This window comes from Corallococcus caeni (genome assembly GCF_036245865.1).
Lineage (GTDB): Bacteria > Myxococcota > Myxococcia > Myxococcales > Myxococcaceae > Corallococcus > Corallococcus caeni.
This window is the reverse complement of sequence record NZ_BTTW01000005.1, coordinates 316,626-332,011: the sequence shown is the minus strand read 5'-3', so window position 1 is coordinate 332,011 and position 15,386 is coordinate 316,626. Positions and strand designations below refer to the sequence as shown.

The window sequence follows — 15,386 nt, the reverse complement described above, 5'->3', positions numbered from 1 at the left end:
GAAGTGCTCGGTGGTCGGCCAGGTCTTGCCCCGGACCTTGGCGGGATGGTGCTCGAAGTTCGAGCACCCCCGTGGTCGTCGGTCACGCTGTCGAGGTGGATGACGCCTGCCATGCGGTCCCCCTGAGGCGCGAGGCTTCGCGCGCTGCTTGTGCTTGCGCCAGGGATTGAAAGGGGCCGGGCCTATTTCAGGCTCTTGAGGTCGATGACGAAGCGGTACCTCACGTCGCCCTTCTCCAGTCGCGTGAACGCTTCGTTGATGGCCTGGATGGGAATGAGTTCGATGTCGGAGACGATGCCGTGCTCGCCGCAGAAGTCGAGCATCGCCTGCGTCTCCGGCAGGCCGCCGGTGCCGGAGCCGGAGAAGCTGGCGCGGCGGGAGAGCAGCGAGATGGGCGCCACCTCCAGCGGCTTCGCCGGGAAGCCCACCAGCACCAGGTGCCCGTCGCGCCGCAGCAGCCCCAGGTAGGCGTTGACGTCATGGGCCGCGGACACCGTGTCGAGGATGAAGTCGAGCGAGTTCGCCTTCGCCGCCAGCTCCTCCGGCCTCGACGACACCACCACCTCGTGAGCGCCCAGCCGCAGCGCGTCCTGCTTCTTGCGGTCGGTGTGGCTGAACACGGTGACGTGCGCGCCCAGCGCCAGCGCGAACTTCACGCCCAGGTGCCCCAGCCCGCCCAGCCCCACCACGCCGACCTTCTGGCCCGGCCCCACCTTCCAGTGGCGCAGCGGTGAGTACGTGGTAATGCCCGCGCACAGGAGCGGCGCCACCGCCGCGGGGTCCAGGTTCGCGGGCACCTTCAGCGCGAAGTGCTCGTCCACCACGACGCTGTCCGAATAGCCGCCCTGCGTGAAGGCCTTTCCGTCCTGCTCGGGGCTGCCGTAGGTCAGCACGCCGCGGACCTTGCAGTACTGCTCATACCCGTCCTGGCAGTCCGCGCAGGCGCGGCACGAATCCACCATCGTGCCCACGCCCGCCAGGTCCCCCGGCCGGAACCTCGTCACGTCGCGGCCCACGCGCACCACGCGGCCCACGATTTCGTGCCCCGGCACCAGCGGGTATGGCGAGAAGCCCCAGTCGTCGCGGGCCATGTGCAGGTCCGTGTGGCAGACGCCGCAGTAGAGGATCTCCAACTGGACGTCGCGAGGGCCGGGCTCGCGGCGCTCGAAGGAGAAGGGGGCGAGCGGGGACCGGGCGTCCGGGGCCGCGTAACCGCGAGCGGGAATCATGGGCAGTGCTCCTGGGGTGGTACCGCGTGACGCCCGGAAACATGCGCTGGAAGCCTCATTCGAGAAACGGATGGAATCCGCACGCGGCATGTCGGAAAACTTCCGAATGGCCTCCACTCCCCTCAACGCCCTGAATGCCTTCCTCGCCGTGGGACGCCGGCGCAGCTTCGCGGCGGCGGCCGTGGAGCTGGGCATCTCGCCGTCCGCGCTGAGTCAGCAGGTGCGCCAGCTGGAGGCCCGGCTGGGCGTGCCGCTGCTCACCCGGACGACTCGCAGCGTGGCGCTGACGGACGCGGGGCAGCGGCTGCTGGAGCGCGCGGGACCTTCCGTGGAGCAGGCGCTGGAGGCCCTGGAGGCGGCCACCGCCAGCGCGGGCGAGGTGACGGGGCGCGTGCGGCTGTCCGTGCCTGGAATCTCCCTGGCCACCGTCGTCACCCCCATCCTGCTGCGCTTCGCCCAGCGCCATCCCCAGGTGGAGGTGGACCTGCGCATCGAGGACCGGATGGTGGACATCGTGGCGGAGGGGCTGGACGCGGGCATCCGCCCGTTCGAGATCGTCGAGCGGGACATGGTGCAGGTCCGCCTGTCCAAGCGCTTCCGCTACGTCGTCGTGGGGGCTCCCGCGTACCTCAAGCGCAGGGGCACTCCCCAGCGCCCTGAGGAGCTGCTGGACCACGACTGCCTGAACATCCGCCTGCCCTCCACGGGAGCCCGGTACGCGTGGGAGCTGGAGCGCGGCAAGAAGACCTGGCGCATCCCGGTGCGAGGCCCCGTGCTCGCCGCCCACGAAGGGGTGCTGGTGGCGATGGCGGAGGCGGGCCTGGGCCTCATGTATGCCTTTGAGCCCACCCTCGTGCCGCGCCTCAAGCGCGGCACCCTGAAGCTCGTCCTGGAACCGTACGCGGCGTGGCAGGAGGGGTTGTTCCTCTACTTCCCCAGCCGCGCCCAGGTGTCCCCCGCGTTCCGCGCCTTCCTCGACGTGGCCCGCGAGGTGACAGCCGAAAGGGCCTGAAGGTCAGTCGCGCGGCGGGCCGCGGCGGCGGTCCACCACGCCCGTGGTGACGGGCAGCTCCGCGGCCTTCACGCTCCGGGCGCGCAGGCCCAGGGTCGCGGTGTCCTCCGCCGGCAGCCCCGCCCAGGTCCGCAGCCGCTCCAGCGCCACGGCCTGGTCCGCCTCCGGCAGGCCGGTGATGCGGGCGCTGTGATTGCCGCCCGGCTCGAAGAACCGGTACGAGTCATTGCGCGCGCTCACGCTGAACGCGCCCGTGGACCACGGGTCGTTCTCTCCGTAGACCAGCAGGATGCGCTCGCCGAACGCCTTCACCCAGCCCTCCACGAGCGGCATGGCGAAGGGGTTGAAGGGATATGGCTTCATGTCGAAGGGCACGAGCGCCCGCGGGTCATAGCCCCGGGGATAGCGCTGGACGCCGCGCAGGTGCTCCTCCGCGGACGCGTAGCTGCCCAGCTGCGTGGCGGCCTGGAAGTCGTAGGGCGCGTAGTAGTCCAGGTCGCCGTCGCTCATGTACGTGATGCCCACGACGTCATCCATCAGGTCCACCAGCCCCTGCGCGGGGCCGCCCTTCGGGGGGAGCAGGTCGCACAGCGACGCGTCGCCGTACTGCCAGAACGCGAAGGCGAACTCGAGGACGGTGAACTCCAGCGCCTTGTCCACGCCCAGGAAGTCGTAGGTCCGGCCATACGCCGCGCCCGCGGCCTGGAAGAGGGGCTCCACCTCCGCGCGCCGCTCCAGCACCTCGCGCTGGAAGACGCGGATGGCCTCACGGCACTCGGGCGTGCCCAGCTTGCCCAGGAACTTCACGTAGCGCGGGTCCTGCGTGCCGTAGCTGTTGGGCGCCACGTAGGCCACCGTGGCGTCCACGTCGCGCGGGAAGAACGCCCGGTGGTAGAGCGACGTCATGCCGCCCTTGCTGCCGCCGGTGCTGATCCACTTGCCCGGGAAGAGCGGCTTGAGGGCCTGGACGATGCGGTGGTGGTCCGCGGCCGCCTGCTCGATGCTCAGCAGCCTCCAGTTCGCGGGCTGCGGGATGGAGGGCGTGAAGAAGCGGTGCTCCACCAGCAGCTGGTTGCCCTGCACCAGGTAGGTGGGCTCCGTCTGATACGGGAACGTGCTGATGCCATACCCCGTGCTGGCCAGCACCGTGGGCGCCTCCGCGCTCCGGAAGAGCAGCGTCATCCGCTGCTGGAAGCGCGTGCCATTCGGGTGCAGGTGGTCCGCCGGCTGCTCATAGCTCAGCACGAAGAACCGGATGCCCGGCGCGGGTGCGGGCCGCTCCTGCACCACCGTGAGGCCGGGAACCGCCTGCAATTGGGCCAGGATGTCCGGCGCCGCGTCCTGTGTGAGGGATTGCGCCTGGACTTCCGGCGCGCTCGGGGCCGCCGCCTCCAAGGGAAGCTCACTGCCACCACACGCTTGCAGCCCCAGCGCCAGCGCACAGGCGAGCACCAGGGGACGACCGAAGAAACGCGTCATATGGGAAATACCTCCTGTCTTGGAAAGACGCTACGAAGATGCTGGGGTCGCATTTCGTGAAGAAGGACTTCCCAGGTGCCCCGGGCAACTATTTGCGTCGCGGAGGTGAGTCGCGCAGCAGCCGCTGGCCCTGGCGCAGGTGCTTCGCCAGCGCGGTGTAGGAGCCCTCCTGGTACCTGTCCCATGCCTCGGGGTGCAGCAGCTGCTCCAGCGCCGCGGCGATGACCCGGGAGTGACCATGGAGGTGCGCTTCCGCGTGGAGCCGGTCCACGGCGTCCGCGCGGTCGTCCGCCACCACCGCGCGGGCCGTCAGCGTGTCGGCGTAGGTGGAGTAATCATTGAAGTAGGTCCATGCCGCGCCGCGCAGGCTGAGGCCTTCCAGCGCGACCAGCTCTCCGTGGAAGAGGAGGTTGTCCGCCTGGATGGAGCCGCCCGCGAAGAGCAGGGCGTAGTCGATCCCTTCGTGGACGATGTTGCCCTCCACCACCACGTCCCCCGCGACCAGCAGGCGGGACTGGTCGTCCAGGAGGAGGTGCCCCTTCACGTGGAGGCGGCCCTCTTCGACGAGGAGGTCCTCGCCTTCGGAGAGCCTCAGGTCGCCGTCCACCTGCTTCGTCGCGACGGAGGGCGGAAGGCTGGCCTTGAGGTGGGCCCGCTTCGCGGCCGTCCCGCAGGGATCATGGAGCGATGGGTGTTCCATCAACTTCTGGAGCAGTGACATGGCGGGGTCCTGTTCGGTGTGGAGTTCTGCCTCTAAGGTCGTGCGTCATGAACGTCTACGAGATTCGCGGTGCCTTCGGCCTGGAGAACCTGGTGCGCGCGGAGCGGCCAGACCCCACGCCCGGCCCCTTCCAGGTGCGCGTGCGCGTGAAGGCCACGAGCCTCAACTCGCGCGACCTCATGATGGTGGAGGGCCGCTACAACCCGCGCCAGAAGCTGCCGCTGGTGCCCAACTCGGACGGCGCGGGCGTGGTGGACGCGGTGGGGCCGGGTGTCACCCGCGTGAAGCCCGGCGACCGGGTGATGACGCTGTTCGCGCAGGGATGGCAGGCCGGTGAGCCCACGAAGGCCATCACCGCCACCACGCTGGGCGGGCCGCTGGACGGCGCGCTCGCGGACACGGTGCTCCTGCACGAGGACGGCGTGGTGCCCACGCCCGCGTACCTGTCCGACGAGGAGGCCGCCACGCTGCCGTGCGCGGCGGTGACGGCGTGGAGCGCGCTCGTCACGCAGGGCGGGCTCAAGGCCGGCGACACGGTGCTGGTCCAGGGCACGGGCGGCGTGTCCATCTTCGCGCTGCAGATTGCCCGGCTGTTCGGCGCGCACGTCATCGTCACGTCCAGCCGCGACGACAAGCTGGAGCGGGCCCTGAAGCTGGGCGCGCAGGAGGGCATCAACTACGTCACCACGCCAGACTGGGAGAAGGCGGTGCGCACGCTCACCGGCGGCGTGGGCGTGGACCACGTGGTGGAGGTGGGGGGCTCGGGCACCTTCGAGAAGTCACTCAAGGCGGTGCGCGTGGGCGGCACCGTGTCCGTCATCGGCGTGCTCTCCGGTGGGGCGGGCTCCGTGTCGCTCGTCCCCATCCTGATGCAGAACCTGCGCGTGCAGGGCGTGTTCGTGGGGCACCGTCAGTCCTTCGAGGCCCTCACGCGCGCGTTCGCGCTCAATGACATCCACCCGGTGGTGGACCGCGTGTTCCCCTTCGCGGAGGCGCGCGCCGCCTTCGAGCACATGAAGCAGGGCGCGCACTTCGGGAAGATTGTCATCAAGGTGAGCTGACCCACGCGAAGTGGAAGTGCGCCTCCACCGTGGCGGCCGTGGTGCTCTTGGGCAGCGGCGGGAAGGGCGCCGCCTTCTTCACCGCGGCCAGCGCGGCGGCGTCCCACGCCTTGGCGCCGGACTCCGTGAGGATGGCGGTGGAGACCAGCTTGCCGTCCTTGTCGAGCACGGCCTGCACGATGGTCTTCTTGCCCAGGGCCGGTGTGCCCTTGGGGCCCGGCTGCTTCCAGGCCTTCGCGACGCGCTGGAAGGCCTGCTGCTGGTAGGCGGGGCTGTCCACCGAGCCCTGGAAGTAGGTCTGGAGCTGGGGACTGCCGCTCGCGGCCAGCGCCCCGGAAGCGAGGGCCAGCGCGAGCACCACCACGGCGGTTTTCGTCAGACGGAGCATGGGCCGAATATAGGGCCCGCTCAGCTCCTCGGCTCGGGGCTCCGGGGCGGCGGCGCCTTCACCTCGGGCGGCTTGCCGGCGCCCTTCTCCGGCAGCCAGGACAGGTCGTACACGGCCGCGTCGCCCGCGCTGCGCATCAGCACCACGGAGGCGCCGTGCGCGCCGCTCATCTCCAGGCCGGCGGCGAACAGGCCCCGGTAGAAGCCCGCCACCACCACCGGGCGGCAGGTGAGCACGTAGCGCGTGGGGCCCGTCTGCTCCAGCCGCGCCTCCAGGTAGTTGGTGCCCGTGCGCAGGTTGCGCGTCATCCGCTCCAGCATCCGGTGCGGGCCCAGCAGCCGCACCCCCGCCAGGAGCGCGCTGCCGATGAGCGTGGCCCCGTAGCCCTCCAGGAAGCGCCGGCCCACCACCTCCGCGCCGTCGTCCAGCGTGGCCGCGGGTGCGAGCACGGCCGCCGCCAGCTTCAGCGACTCCACCCAAACCTCCAGGGGATAGGCCACCGACAGCTTCCCGCGCGGGTCGATGCCGGCCTCGCGCAGCTGCCGCGCGCAGGAATCGTCCAGGCGGTCACCCAGGGCGCGAATCAGCCCTTCGAAGCTCTGCTGGAACACGAGGCGTTCGGGACTCGGCATGCCCTCCCACGCTACCCGTGTGAGCGGGGCTGTCTCAACCCGGGAGGTTCCCAGATTTCAAGAACGTGCCGTGGATTGTTCGAAAACGCAGTGCGGCACGGGGCCCGGCGGGTCGGTCGACGCGGTTCGACGCGTCGAAAGGGGGGCGGCGCAGGGGCCTTCCGAGGGAAGGGGGCGTGGCATCGCGGTTGCTCTGGGAGGGAGGCGTCACCCCAACCTCCTCAGGAGCAAGACCATGGGCACTCCCTCCGTGATTTTCGTCGCCAACAACACCAGCGGCGCCAACTGGCTGCCGGGCACGCCCACCATCGACCACGGCGCCATCAGCCCGTCGACGCCGCCCAACGTGACGACGCAGGCGGGCACGCAGAACCTGTTCACCGCGGAGCCCAACTGGGGGCTGATGGGGGACGAGGGGGCCGTGACGTACTCGAGCGGCGCCAGCCCGTCGGACCAGTTCGTGCTGTGGTGGGACAACCGCTGGTCGCACGCCTCCGGCCCGGGCGTCATCGCGAAGAGCGCCAACTACGACATCTCCTCCACGGTGTCGTTCAACCAGGGCTCCGGCAACTACACCGTCACGGTGAGCCTGGCGCCGAAGTCGTCGCGCCGCTGAGGTCCGGAGGCGGGTGGGGTAGGGTCGTGGGCCATGCCGCACGACCCCCTCGCCGACATCTCCACGGCCGCGATGCAGGAGCGCGGAGCCGCCCGGGGGGCGCCCCGGGTCGTGCCCGCGCTGACGGTGGTGTCCCATCCGGTGCCCCGGCGCGTGGGGGACCGGCGGCTGCTGGACGCGCTCGTGGCGGGCCGCCCGGTGGCCCTGTCGCGCAACGCGCCGGACTTCGCCCCGCCGGGCAGCTCGCTGGGGCTGCCGCTTGCGGATCCGTTCGTGAGCCGCAAGCCGCTGGAGTTCTCCCCGCTGCCGGACGGCGGCGTGCGGCTGACGGTGCCGGAGGACGGAACGCACGTGGTGGTGGCGGGCACCCCGCTCCAGGGTACGCGCGACTTCGGGCCGTCGGAGTGGAGGGACGGCGTGGCGCTGGAGCTGTCCGGCCGCGTGGTGCTGCTGCTGCACGCGGTGGAGCTGGACGGTGAGGGCGCGGCGGACACGCTGGGCATGGTGGGCCAGAGCGTGGGCCTGCGGCGGCTGCGCAAGCACATCGAGCGGGTGGCGGACCTGGACGTGTCGGTGCTCATCCGCGGCGAGACGGGCACGGGCAAGGAGCTGGTGGCGCAGGCCATCCACCGGCTGGGGCCGCGCAAGGCGGGGCGCTTCGTGAGCGTCAACCTGGGCGCCATCCCCAAGGAGCTGGCCGCGGCGGAGCTGTTCGGCTCGCAGAAGGGCGCGTACTCGGGGGCGACGCGGGACCGCGAGGGCTTCTTCCGCGCGGCGCACGGGGGCACGCTGTTCCTGGACGAGGTGGGCGAGGCGCCGCCGGAAGTGCAGGTGATGCTCCTGCGCGTGCTGGAGACCGGGGAGCTGTACCCCGTGGGCGCCAGCAGTCCGGTGACGGTGGACGTGCGGCTCATCGCCGCGACGGACGCGCATCTGGAGGAGCAGATCCGCGACGGGCGCTTCAAGGCGCCGCTGCTGCACCGGCTGGCGGGCTACGACCTGCGCGTGCCCGCGCTGCGCGAGCGGCGCGAGGACGTGGGCCGGTTGTTCTTCCACTTCGCGCGCGAGGAGCTGGCGGCGCTGGGGGAGGAGGCGCGGCTGGACACGGAGGACCCGCACGCGGAGCCGTGGCTGCCCGCGCCGCTGGCGTCGAGGCTGGTGCGAGCGGCGTGGCCGGGGAACATCCGGCAGCTTCGCAACCTCACGCGGCAGCTCGTGATTGGGAGCCGGGGGCAGGCTCGGCTGCAGGCGGATTCGCAGCTGGATGAGCTGCTGGGGGTGCCGGAGGTGGCGGCGCAATCGCCAGGAACAGGCGCGACGCTGCCCGCGGGCGCTCCCGAGGCGGACGTGGCGGCGGTGCCCCGGCGCAAGCCCTCGCAGGTGACGGAGGCGGAGCTGCTGGCCGCGCTGCGGGCGAGCGCGTGGGACCTGAAGGCCACGGCGGATGCGCTGGGCATCCCGCGCCCGTCCGTCTACGACCTCATCGAGCGGAGCCCGAACCTGCGCACGGCGGGGGACCTGGGCGCGGACGAAATCACCCGCTGCTTCGAAGCCTGCGGCGGCGACCTCGACGCGATGGTGCGCACGCTGGAGGTGTCGAAGCGCGCGCTGGGACGGCGGCTGAAGGAGCTGGGGCTGGTGGCGAAGGGGACGTAAGCAGGTAGGTACGCCGCGTGGCACGCTGGATGCTGAGCCGTCGCGCCGTCAGTGTTCATCCCCTGGAGGGTCCCCCATGCGAAGCCGCTTCGTCTTCCCGCTGTGCCTCACCGGACTGCTGCTGGCCTGCGCCAGCGGCCCCCGTGCCACCTCCTCAGAACCCGCGTCGGACGACACCGGCCCGGTGCAGCCCTGCGCGCCGAGAGAGGGCGCGCGGACCGAGGGCGGCACGCAGGTAACCATCATCACCAGCTCGGATGGCAAGGTCCACTTCAGCCCCAACGCGGTGCAGGTGCAGGCCGGTGATACGGTGACGTTCGTGTCGCAGGTGCAGCAGGACCGGTGCATCGGTCTGTCGAACAGCGCGCTCCTGAAGGAGGGGGCGCCGAACCCCCTGCTGGTACCCGCCTGCCAGAGCGCTTCGTGGAAGGTGCGCGGTAAGGACGAGCCGGGGTCGAACACCTCGTGGTGGTCCTGCCCGACGAGCGACTGCTCCAAGTGCACCCAGCCCCAGGGCATCACCGAGACCATCAACGGCACACTGGAAGTCACCGGCCGCGGCGAGGACTGAAGCAAGCCTGTCCCCCGGATGGAACCGGTCAGGGCTTGCGGGCCCTGGCCGGCCTGACGGGCCGCTTTGGAGGCTCGGCTGGCGCCCCGGTCCCGGTGCTCGCGGTGACAGCTCGGAGCTCGTCAAGGCCGAGCTGGATGTGCCGTGAGAGGTCCTGCGCCTTCGGGTCCTCGAGCCAGCGCTCGAACGCGACCTTGAAGACGGCGATGCCTGCCTCGGCGGCCAGGCTCGCCGCGGGCTCGGTGACGCCGCGCTTCCGCAGGGTGTCCGCGGCCGCCGAGGCGAGGGAGGCCAGCTTGCTCAGCTCGCGCTCCCGCAGCTCGGCGTGCGCGGCAAGGAGCGTCTGGCGCGCCCGGGCATGGTCGCGGCGGTCCTTGAAGAAGGGGGCCATGGACTCCAGGGCGGCGGCGACCGCGTCGAGCGGCGCGGTCCCCTGCGAGGCCTCCGCGATGGTGGTGACGATGCGCTCGTGGAGCGCGTCAGAGCCCCCGAACAGGACCTCCTTCTTGTCGGTGAAGTAGCGGAAGAACGTCCGCTCCGTGAGCCCCGCGCGCGCGGCGATCTCCTCCACCGTCGTCCGGTCGTACCCGTGCTCCTGGAACAGCGTCATCGCCGCCTGTGCGAGCCGGTCTCGTGCGTTGGGTTCCCAGCGGCCCATGGGCATCAACATAACCTGATTGCAGCCACTGACATCACTTGTTAGTAGTGATGTCAGTAGCTGACATGAGGGAGCTTTTCCATGCGCGTATTCGTCACGGGTGCATCGGGGTTCATTGGCTCGGCGGTCGTCCCCGAGCTTCTGGGGGCGGGGCATCAGGTGGTGGGGCTTGCCCGTTCGGAGGCTTCGGCCCGGACCCTGGAGGCGGCGGGGGCGGAGGTGCATCGCGGTTCGCTGGACGACCCGGACAGCCTGCGGGCCGGGGCGGCGAAGGCGGACGGAGTCATCCACCTGGCGTTCATCCACGACTTCTCCCGCTTCGAGGACTCGGTGCGTGCCGACGCGCGAGCGATTGACGCCATCGGCGCGGCGCTCGAGGGCTCCCAGCGACCTTTCGTCAACGCGGCGGGGCTGCTGTTCCTGGCGCCGGGACGCGTCGTCGAGGAGACCGACGCGGCGGCTCCGGCGGGGCGTGGCGCGTCCGAGGCGAAGATGCTCGCGCTGGCCGAGCGAGGCGTGCGCACGTCCATCGTGAGGCTTCCGCCGTCGGTTCATGGCAAGGGTGACCACGGCTTCGTGCCGCACCTCATCGCCTCCGCGCGGCGGACGGGCGTGGCCGCCTACGTCGGGGAGGGGGCGAATCGTTGGCCTGGCGTGCACCGGTCCGACGCGGCCCGGCTCTTCCGGCTCGCGCTGGAGCGAGCCCCCGCGGGTTCGAGGCTCCACGCCGTCGCCGATGAGGGCGTGCCGACCCGGGAGCTCGCGAACATCATTGGCCGCCGGTTGGGGGTTCCAGTCGCTTCGAAGACGCCAGCGGAGGCGGGCGACTTCCTCGGCTTCCTGGGGGCGCTCTTCGCTCTCGATGCCCCCGCGTCGAGCGCCCGCACGCGCGAACTGCTCGGCTGGCGGCCCGAAGGGCCCGGGCTCCTGGCGGATCTCGACGACGAGCATTACTTCGCACCGGACGCTGGCACGGTTCTGTGAGCGCGATGGAGGAGCGCTGACCTGCCCCGGGATGCCTCAGCCCGAGGTCTCGCGGTTGCTCACGTCCAGTCGCGAACCGTGGCGAAGTCCGAAGCAGCGCTCCCGGCGTAGAGGGCAAGGGGCATGCGCCGATGCCAAGGCCTCGGACCTCCATGCCGTGCACCCGGGCCCGATGCGGCCCCAACTGGTCCGACAGTCGGACCGGTTGCCGCTGCTTGAACTGAGCGGGAGCACCCCCGGCCGCGTCGTTCCAAACCTGTCCGACAGTCGGACCGGTTGCCGCTGCTTGAGCCGAGCGGGAGCACCTCCGGCTGCGTCGTTCCAAACCTGTCCGACAGTCGGACCGGTTGCCGCTGCTTGAACTGAGCGGGAGCACCCCCGGCCGCGTCGTTCCAAAACCTGTCCGACAGTCGGACAGGTTCGTGCGGTTCGCCTCCGCCGCAGGGTCCCTGCAGGGTTTTCTCTTTCTCAGCTCCGAAGGCTGGGGGCATCTCGGTGGACCCGTGATGCCTCGGGCGGCGAAGGTCCGCCCCCGCCACCGCGACGGCTCGTCGAGCGGAAGCCCGTGGCGCCGTGCATTGCGCCAGTGCGGCGGGGCACTCGCCCTCCATCGGCTGACGCTTCGAACCACGACCCGTGTTGGGTTCTCGTGGATCGGGTCCTTCTCGCCGGCTCACTGCACATGAGGCGGGCCAGCGAAGGTCATCCGACCCGTGCGGTCAGTCCGGTGGCAGCTTCGCGAGGGCTCGCCGCAGGGCATCACGCAACCCGTTCGCATCCTTCCATCGCGGACGCGCGGTGAGCACGGCTTCGGTGAGCGACAGGCCCTGCTGGAGGTGGGCGCGTGCCTCCGGGCCGGAGGAGGCCGCGCTCCATTCACGCAGGAGGGCGCCGTAGGCCAGGCGCTGATCCAGGTTCTCGGGCTCCAGCTCCAGCGCCTTCTGGAAGTCGTTCGCCGCGGCCTGGAAGGACGCGTCTGGCTTCACGCCCCGCCGGGCCTCCTCGCGGGCCTGGAGCGCCCGCGCTTCGCCCCGCCAGCGCCACGCCTGCGCGAGCGACGGGTTGAGCTTCAGCGCGCGCTCCAGCGCCTCCGTGGCCTGGGTGAGCGCCGGGCGTGGGTCCCCTCCCTGCTTCAGCGCGTAGGCCGCCACGGTGTGGTGCACCTGGCCCAGGTTGGCCCACGGTTCAGCGAGTCCTGGCAGCAACGCCGTGGCCTGCTGGAGTTCGGCCTGGGCCTCCTTCGCGCTCGCAGTGGGGTCCTGGTCGCGCAGCCGCCTCCAGGTCGCGCGCCACATGCGCACCTCACCCAGGTTGTTGTGCGCGAAGCCCACCTTGGGCGCGATGGCGATGGCCTCAAGGAAGGCCTGCTCCGCCTCATCCAACAAGGGCTCCGGCGCGTCTCCCCGGTCCCACGCCTCACGGGCCTGGTCGAGCAGGACGGTGCCCACTCCGTTCCGCAACGGAGGCAGCTTCGGGTTGATGGTGACGCCGTGACGGTAGGCCTCCAGCGCGCGGGCAAGTCCCGGCCCCGCGTCGCCGCCGTGGTCGCGCAGGCGCAGGGCGAGCGCGCGGTGCACCTCCGCCAGATAGAACCACGCGACGACGTGGCCCGGGTCGAGCGTGCTCGCGCGCTCCAGCGCCGTCCTTGCCTCCTCCAGGTCCCCGTCCTTCGACGGAGCTCGCGGATGGTTGGCGCGGTTCACGTAGGCCGTGCCCAGGTTGATCCACGCATCCGGCCGCTTCGCATCCAGCGCCAAGGCGTGTCGATAGGACGTGATGGCCTGCTGCCGGAAGGGCAGCGAGTCGCCGCCGCGTCCGTCCTCGGAGTCCGCCCACACCTTGAAGACGAGCCCCAGGTCCAGGTGGAAGTCGTAGTCTCGCGAGGACTCCGGGATGGATTCGAAGGCGGCGACGGCGGCGCGCAGTTGTTCGCGCGGATCCTCGTTGCGGTCCTGCCGGTAGCGGGCCCACTGCCACCAGCCCATGGCCAGCGCGTGGCGTGCCTCCACCCTGGACGGTTCGAGCCTCAGCGCTTCCTTCGCCGCGTCGAGCGTCCGGGCGAGGAGCGGCTCCACGTCGCCTCCACTGCTCAAGCGCGCCTGGGCGAGGCGCCGGTGGAGCCGGGCCTCCAGCACCCACGTCTCCGCTTCATCGGGAGCCGCCGTGCGCGCGCGTGACACGGCCTCCATCCCGCGCGTGTACGCGGGCAGCACGTCGCCCTTGCCGGACAGCTCCAGCAGCAGGGCCTCCTGCTCCAGCTCCGCCCGCGCACGGTGCACGGCGGACACGCTGCGGCCAATCTCCGCCGCCGCCTCGTAGGCCCGGCGTCCGGCCTCCAGGTCATCGCGAGCGGCGTCGCGTTCACTCGCCAGGGCATGGCGCACGGCGCGGGCGAGCAGGACGTCGCCTCGGAGCAGCGGCGCTTCGTGGAACCACGGCAGCCGCGTGCCCAGCGCGTCCAGGGACTTCAGCGCGTCCTCGAAGCGCTCCTCGTGGAAGGCGCGGAGGGCCTCCGCGTACTCAGGGGCGGGCACCTCCGCTCCCCGGCCCTGCTCCAGGAACGCCAGCGCCGGAGCTCGCGAGCGCGTCTGGGCTTCGAGTCGCTTCGCCTCGCGGCTGGCCGCGTCCGGGATGCGGTCCGCCTCCATCCGCTCGCGCTGGTAGCGGTGGCCCAGCACCAGTGCGAGCGAATACGCCACGCGGGGCTCGCGGAAGCCCTTCGCCCAGGCGGCCTCCAGGTGCGTGCGCGCGGCCTCCTCGTCCCCCAGCGCGAGGAACCCGCGTCCCAGCGCGTAGTGGCCCGGGCCCTCCGCGACGGGGCCCGCATCGCGCATGGACGCTTCGATGTCGCGCATGCGGGCGCGCATCGCCTCGCGGTCCGGCCGCGTGTCGTGCAGGGGCGCCTGGCCGGAATAGCGGGCCTGGGCCGCGATGCGTTCAACGCCTTCGGTGAAGCGACGGGTCAGGGCCTCGCGCTGGGAGACCTCGCGCCGGGCCATCACGCCCTGGCCCACGGTGCCCGCGACGGCGAGCCCGGTGATGCCCGCGACGACGACGGCGACCCGGTGACGGGCCACCCACTTGCGCACGCGGTACGCGGGGCCGGTGCGCGCGAGGACCCGGTCGCCTTCGAGGAACCGCGTGAGGTCGTCCGCCAGGGCCCGCGCGGAGCCGTAGCGCCGCGAGCGCTCCTTCTCCAGACACTTGAGGACGATGGCCTCCAGGTCCGCCGGAAGCTCCGCGTCCAGCTCGCGCGGGCGGCGGGGCTCCTGGGTGGCGATGCGGCCGAGCACCTCCAATCCATTGGCACCGGTGACAGGCGGTTGGCCAGTCAGCAGGTGGTACAGCGTGGCCCCCAGGCTGTAGACGTCCGCGCGCCGGTCCAGGTGGGACACCTCGCCCCGAGCCTGCTCAGGGGCCATGTACTGGGGCGTGCCCAGCACGGTGCCGGTGGCGGTGGCGGCGTCGTCGCTGGTCCAGTCGCGCGCCAGTCCGAAGTCCATGACGTAGGGGCGCAGGGCGCCGTCCTCGCCGCGCTCCACGAGGATGTTGGAGGGCTTGAGGTCGCGGTGCACGAGCCCGGCCAGATGGGCGGCGTGCACGCCCAGCGCGGCGTCGCGCAGCACGAGCGCCTTCTGCTCCACGGACAGCGTGCCGGCCAGGGTGTGCAGCGGCGCCCCCGGGATGTACTGCATGGCGATGTACGCGCGGCCCTGGACCTCACCGACCTCGTACACGCGGCAGACGCGTTCATGGTCCACGCGGGCCTGGGCGCGGGCCTCGGAGATGAAGCGGCGCGACAGCTCCGGGTCCTCGTCGCGGACGAACTTCAGCGCCACGTCGCGGTGCAGCCGCAGGTCCCGGGCCAGGAAGACGCGGCCCATGCCGCCCTGGCCCAGGAAGCGGATGGACCGGTAGAGCGCCCAGTGCGGCACCGGGAACGCGGGCCCGTCCACTCCGGAGGCAGGCGCGGCGCCCGGAGGCAACGTGTCGTCGGCGGTGCCCGGCGCAGGGCCCATGCGCACGGGCGCTTCGGCATGCACGGGGCCGTGCGGCGTGCCCTCCCGCGGGCGTTCTTCGTCGCGGAGCGCGCTGTCGCGCGGGCGCTCCCCCTTGCTTCCGGGCGGAGGTGGCGTCTCCGCCTCCAGGCTCCGGCGCAGCGACACGAGCGAAGCCGCGGAGAGCCGTCCCTGCTCCACGAGGAGCTGGAGCGGAGAGACGCCGCGCCGCGCGGCCTCCTCGCGCACGGCCTCCACGTCCTCGCGGGAGAGGAGCCCCTCTGCCAGGGCCATGCGCAGCTCCGCCTCATCCGCCTCAAGCACGCCAGCACGCTCCCATCGCCGGAGGAGCGTAGCGGAGCCTCCCGCTTCCACGCACGT

The 15,386-nt window shown here is 71.7% G+C and carries 13 protein-coding genes; 6 read left to right on the top strand and 7 right to left on the bottom strand.

Annotated features, from left to right (window positions below; translation table 11 throughout):
* Positions 1-182 precede the first annotated feature (182 nt).
* Positions 183-1,229 (bottom strand): NAD(P)-dependent alcohol dehydrogenase, encoded by a 1,047-nt coding sequence (locus AABA78_RS22625; RefSeq protein WP_338265643.1) that lies wholly within the window; start codon positions 1,227-1,229, stop codon positions 183-185.
* 106 nt (positions 1,230-1,335) lie between these two features.
* On the opposite strand from AABA78_RS22625, the gene AABA78_RS22620 reads away from it, so the two are divergent.
* Entirely contained in the window at positions 1,336-2,241 is a 906-nt protein-coding gene (locus AABA78_RS22620; protein WP_338265641.1) for a LysR family transcriptional regulator, read from the top strand.
* A gap of 3 nt (positions 2,242-2,244) precedes the next feature.
* Here AABA78_RS22620 and AABA78_RS22615 read toward each other — a convergent pair whose 3' ends face one another.
* Both AABA78_RS22615 and AABA78_RS22610 read right to left on the bottom strand, forming a co-directional pair.
* Complete coding sequence (locus AABA78_RS22615; RefSeq protein ID WP_338265639.1) at positions 2,245-3,720, bottom strand: S28 family serine protease; 1,476 nt, start codon at positions 3,718-3,720, stop codon at positions 2,245-2,247.
* Positions 3,721-3,808: 88 nt separating this feature from the next.
* On the bottom strand, positions 3,809-4,441 hold the full coding sequence (locus AABA78_RS22610; protein WP_338265637.1) for a hypothetical protein: 633 nt from the start codon (positions 4,439-4,441) through the stop codon (positions 3,809-3,811).
* A 47-nt stretch (positions 4,442-4,488) separates the two neighbouring features.
* Between AABA78_RS22610 and AABA78_RS22605 the strand changes: the two genes are divergently transcribed.
* Positions 4,489-5,502, top strand: coding sequence for a zinc-dependent alcohol dehydrogenase family protein (locus tag AABA78_RS22605; RefSeq protein ID WP_338265635.1), 1,014 nt, complete (start codon positions 4,489-4,491; stop codon positions 5,500-5,502).
* Here the strand turns inward: AABA78_RS22605 and AABA78_RS22600 are convergent.
* Positions 5,489-5,890 (bottom strand): TonB family protein, encoded by a 402-nt coding sequence (locus tag AABA78_RS22600; RefSeq protein WP_338265632.1) that lies wholly within the window; start codon positions 5,888-5,890, stop codon positions 5,489-5,491. The genes AABA78_RS22605 and AABA78_RS22600 overlap by 14 nt on opposite strands.
* Positions 5,891-5,910: 20 nt before the next feature.
* Positions 5,911-6,522, bottom strand: coding sequence for a DUF2378 family protein (locus tag AABA78_RS22595; RefSeq protein WP_338265630.1), 612 nt, complete (start codon positions 6,520-6,522; stop codon positions 5,911-5,913).
* A gap of 235 nt (positions 6,523-6,757) precedes the next feature.
* Between AABA78_RS22595 and AABA78_RS22590 the strand changes: the two genes are divergently transcribed.
* From AABA78_RS22590 to AABA78_RS22580, 3 genes are all read left to right on the top strand, one after another.
* Positions 6,758-7,138, top strand: coding sequence for a hypothetical protein (locus AABA78_RS22590; protein WP_338265628.1), 381 nt, complete (start codon positions 6,758-6,760; stop codon positions 7,136-7,138).
* A 33-nt stretch (positions 7,139-7,171) separates the two neighbouring features.
* Positions 7,172-8,794: a sigma 54-interacting transcriptional regulator gene (locus AABA78_RS22585; RefSeq protein WP_338265626.1), complete on the top strand. Its 1,623-nt coding sequence runs from the start codon at positions 7,172-7,174 to the stop codon at positions 8,792-8,794.
* Positions 8,795-8,870: 76 nt separating this feature from the next.
* The gene (locus AABA78_RS22580) at positions 8,871-9,365 is read left to right on the top strand and encodes a cupredoxin domain-containing protein (protein WP_338265624.1); all 495 of its coding nucleotides are present in this window, start codon (positions 8,871-8,873) and stop codon (positions 9,363-9,365) included.
* A 28-nt stretch (positions 9,366-9,393) separates the two neighbouring features.
* Here AABA78_RS22580 and AABA78_RS22575 read toward each other — a convergent pair whose 3' ends face one another.
* Complete coding sequence (locus tag AABA78_RS22575; protein WP_338265621.1) at positions 9,394-10,023, bottom strand: TetR/AcrR family transcriptional regulator; 630 nt, start codon at positions 10,021-10,023, stop codon at positions 9,394-9,396.
* Positions 10,024-10,104: 81 nt separating this feature from the next.
* Here AABA78_RS22575 and AABA78_RS22570 point away from each other — a divergent pair, with 81 nt between their 5' ends.
* Entirely contained in the window at positions 10,105-11,007 is a 903-nt protein-coding gene (locus tag AABA78_RS22570; protein WP_338265619.1) for an SDR family oxidoreductase, read from the top strand.
* Positions 11,008-11,726: 719 nt separating this feature from the next.
* On the opposite strand, the gene AABA78_RS22565 is transcribed toward AABA78_RS22570, so the two are convergent.
* Positions 11,727-15,329: a protein kinase domain-containing protein gene (locus tag AABA78_RS22565; protein WP_338265618.1), complete on the bottom strand. Its 3,603-nt coding sequence runs from the start codon at positions 15,327-15,329 to the stop codon at positions 11,727-11,729.
* Between the last annotated feature and the right edge of the window lie 57 nt (positions 15,330-15,386).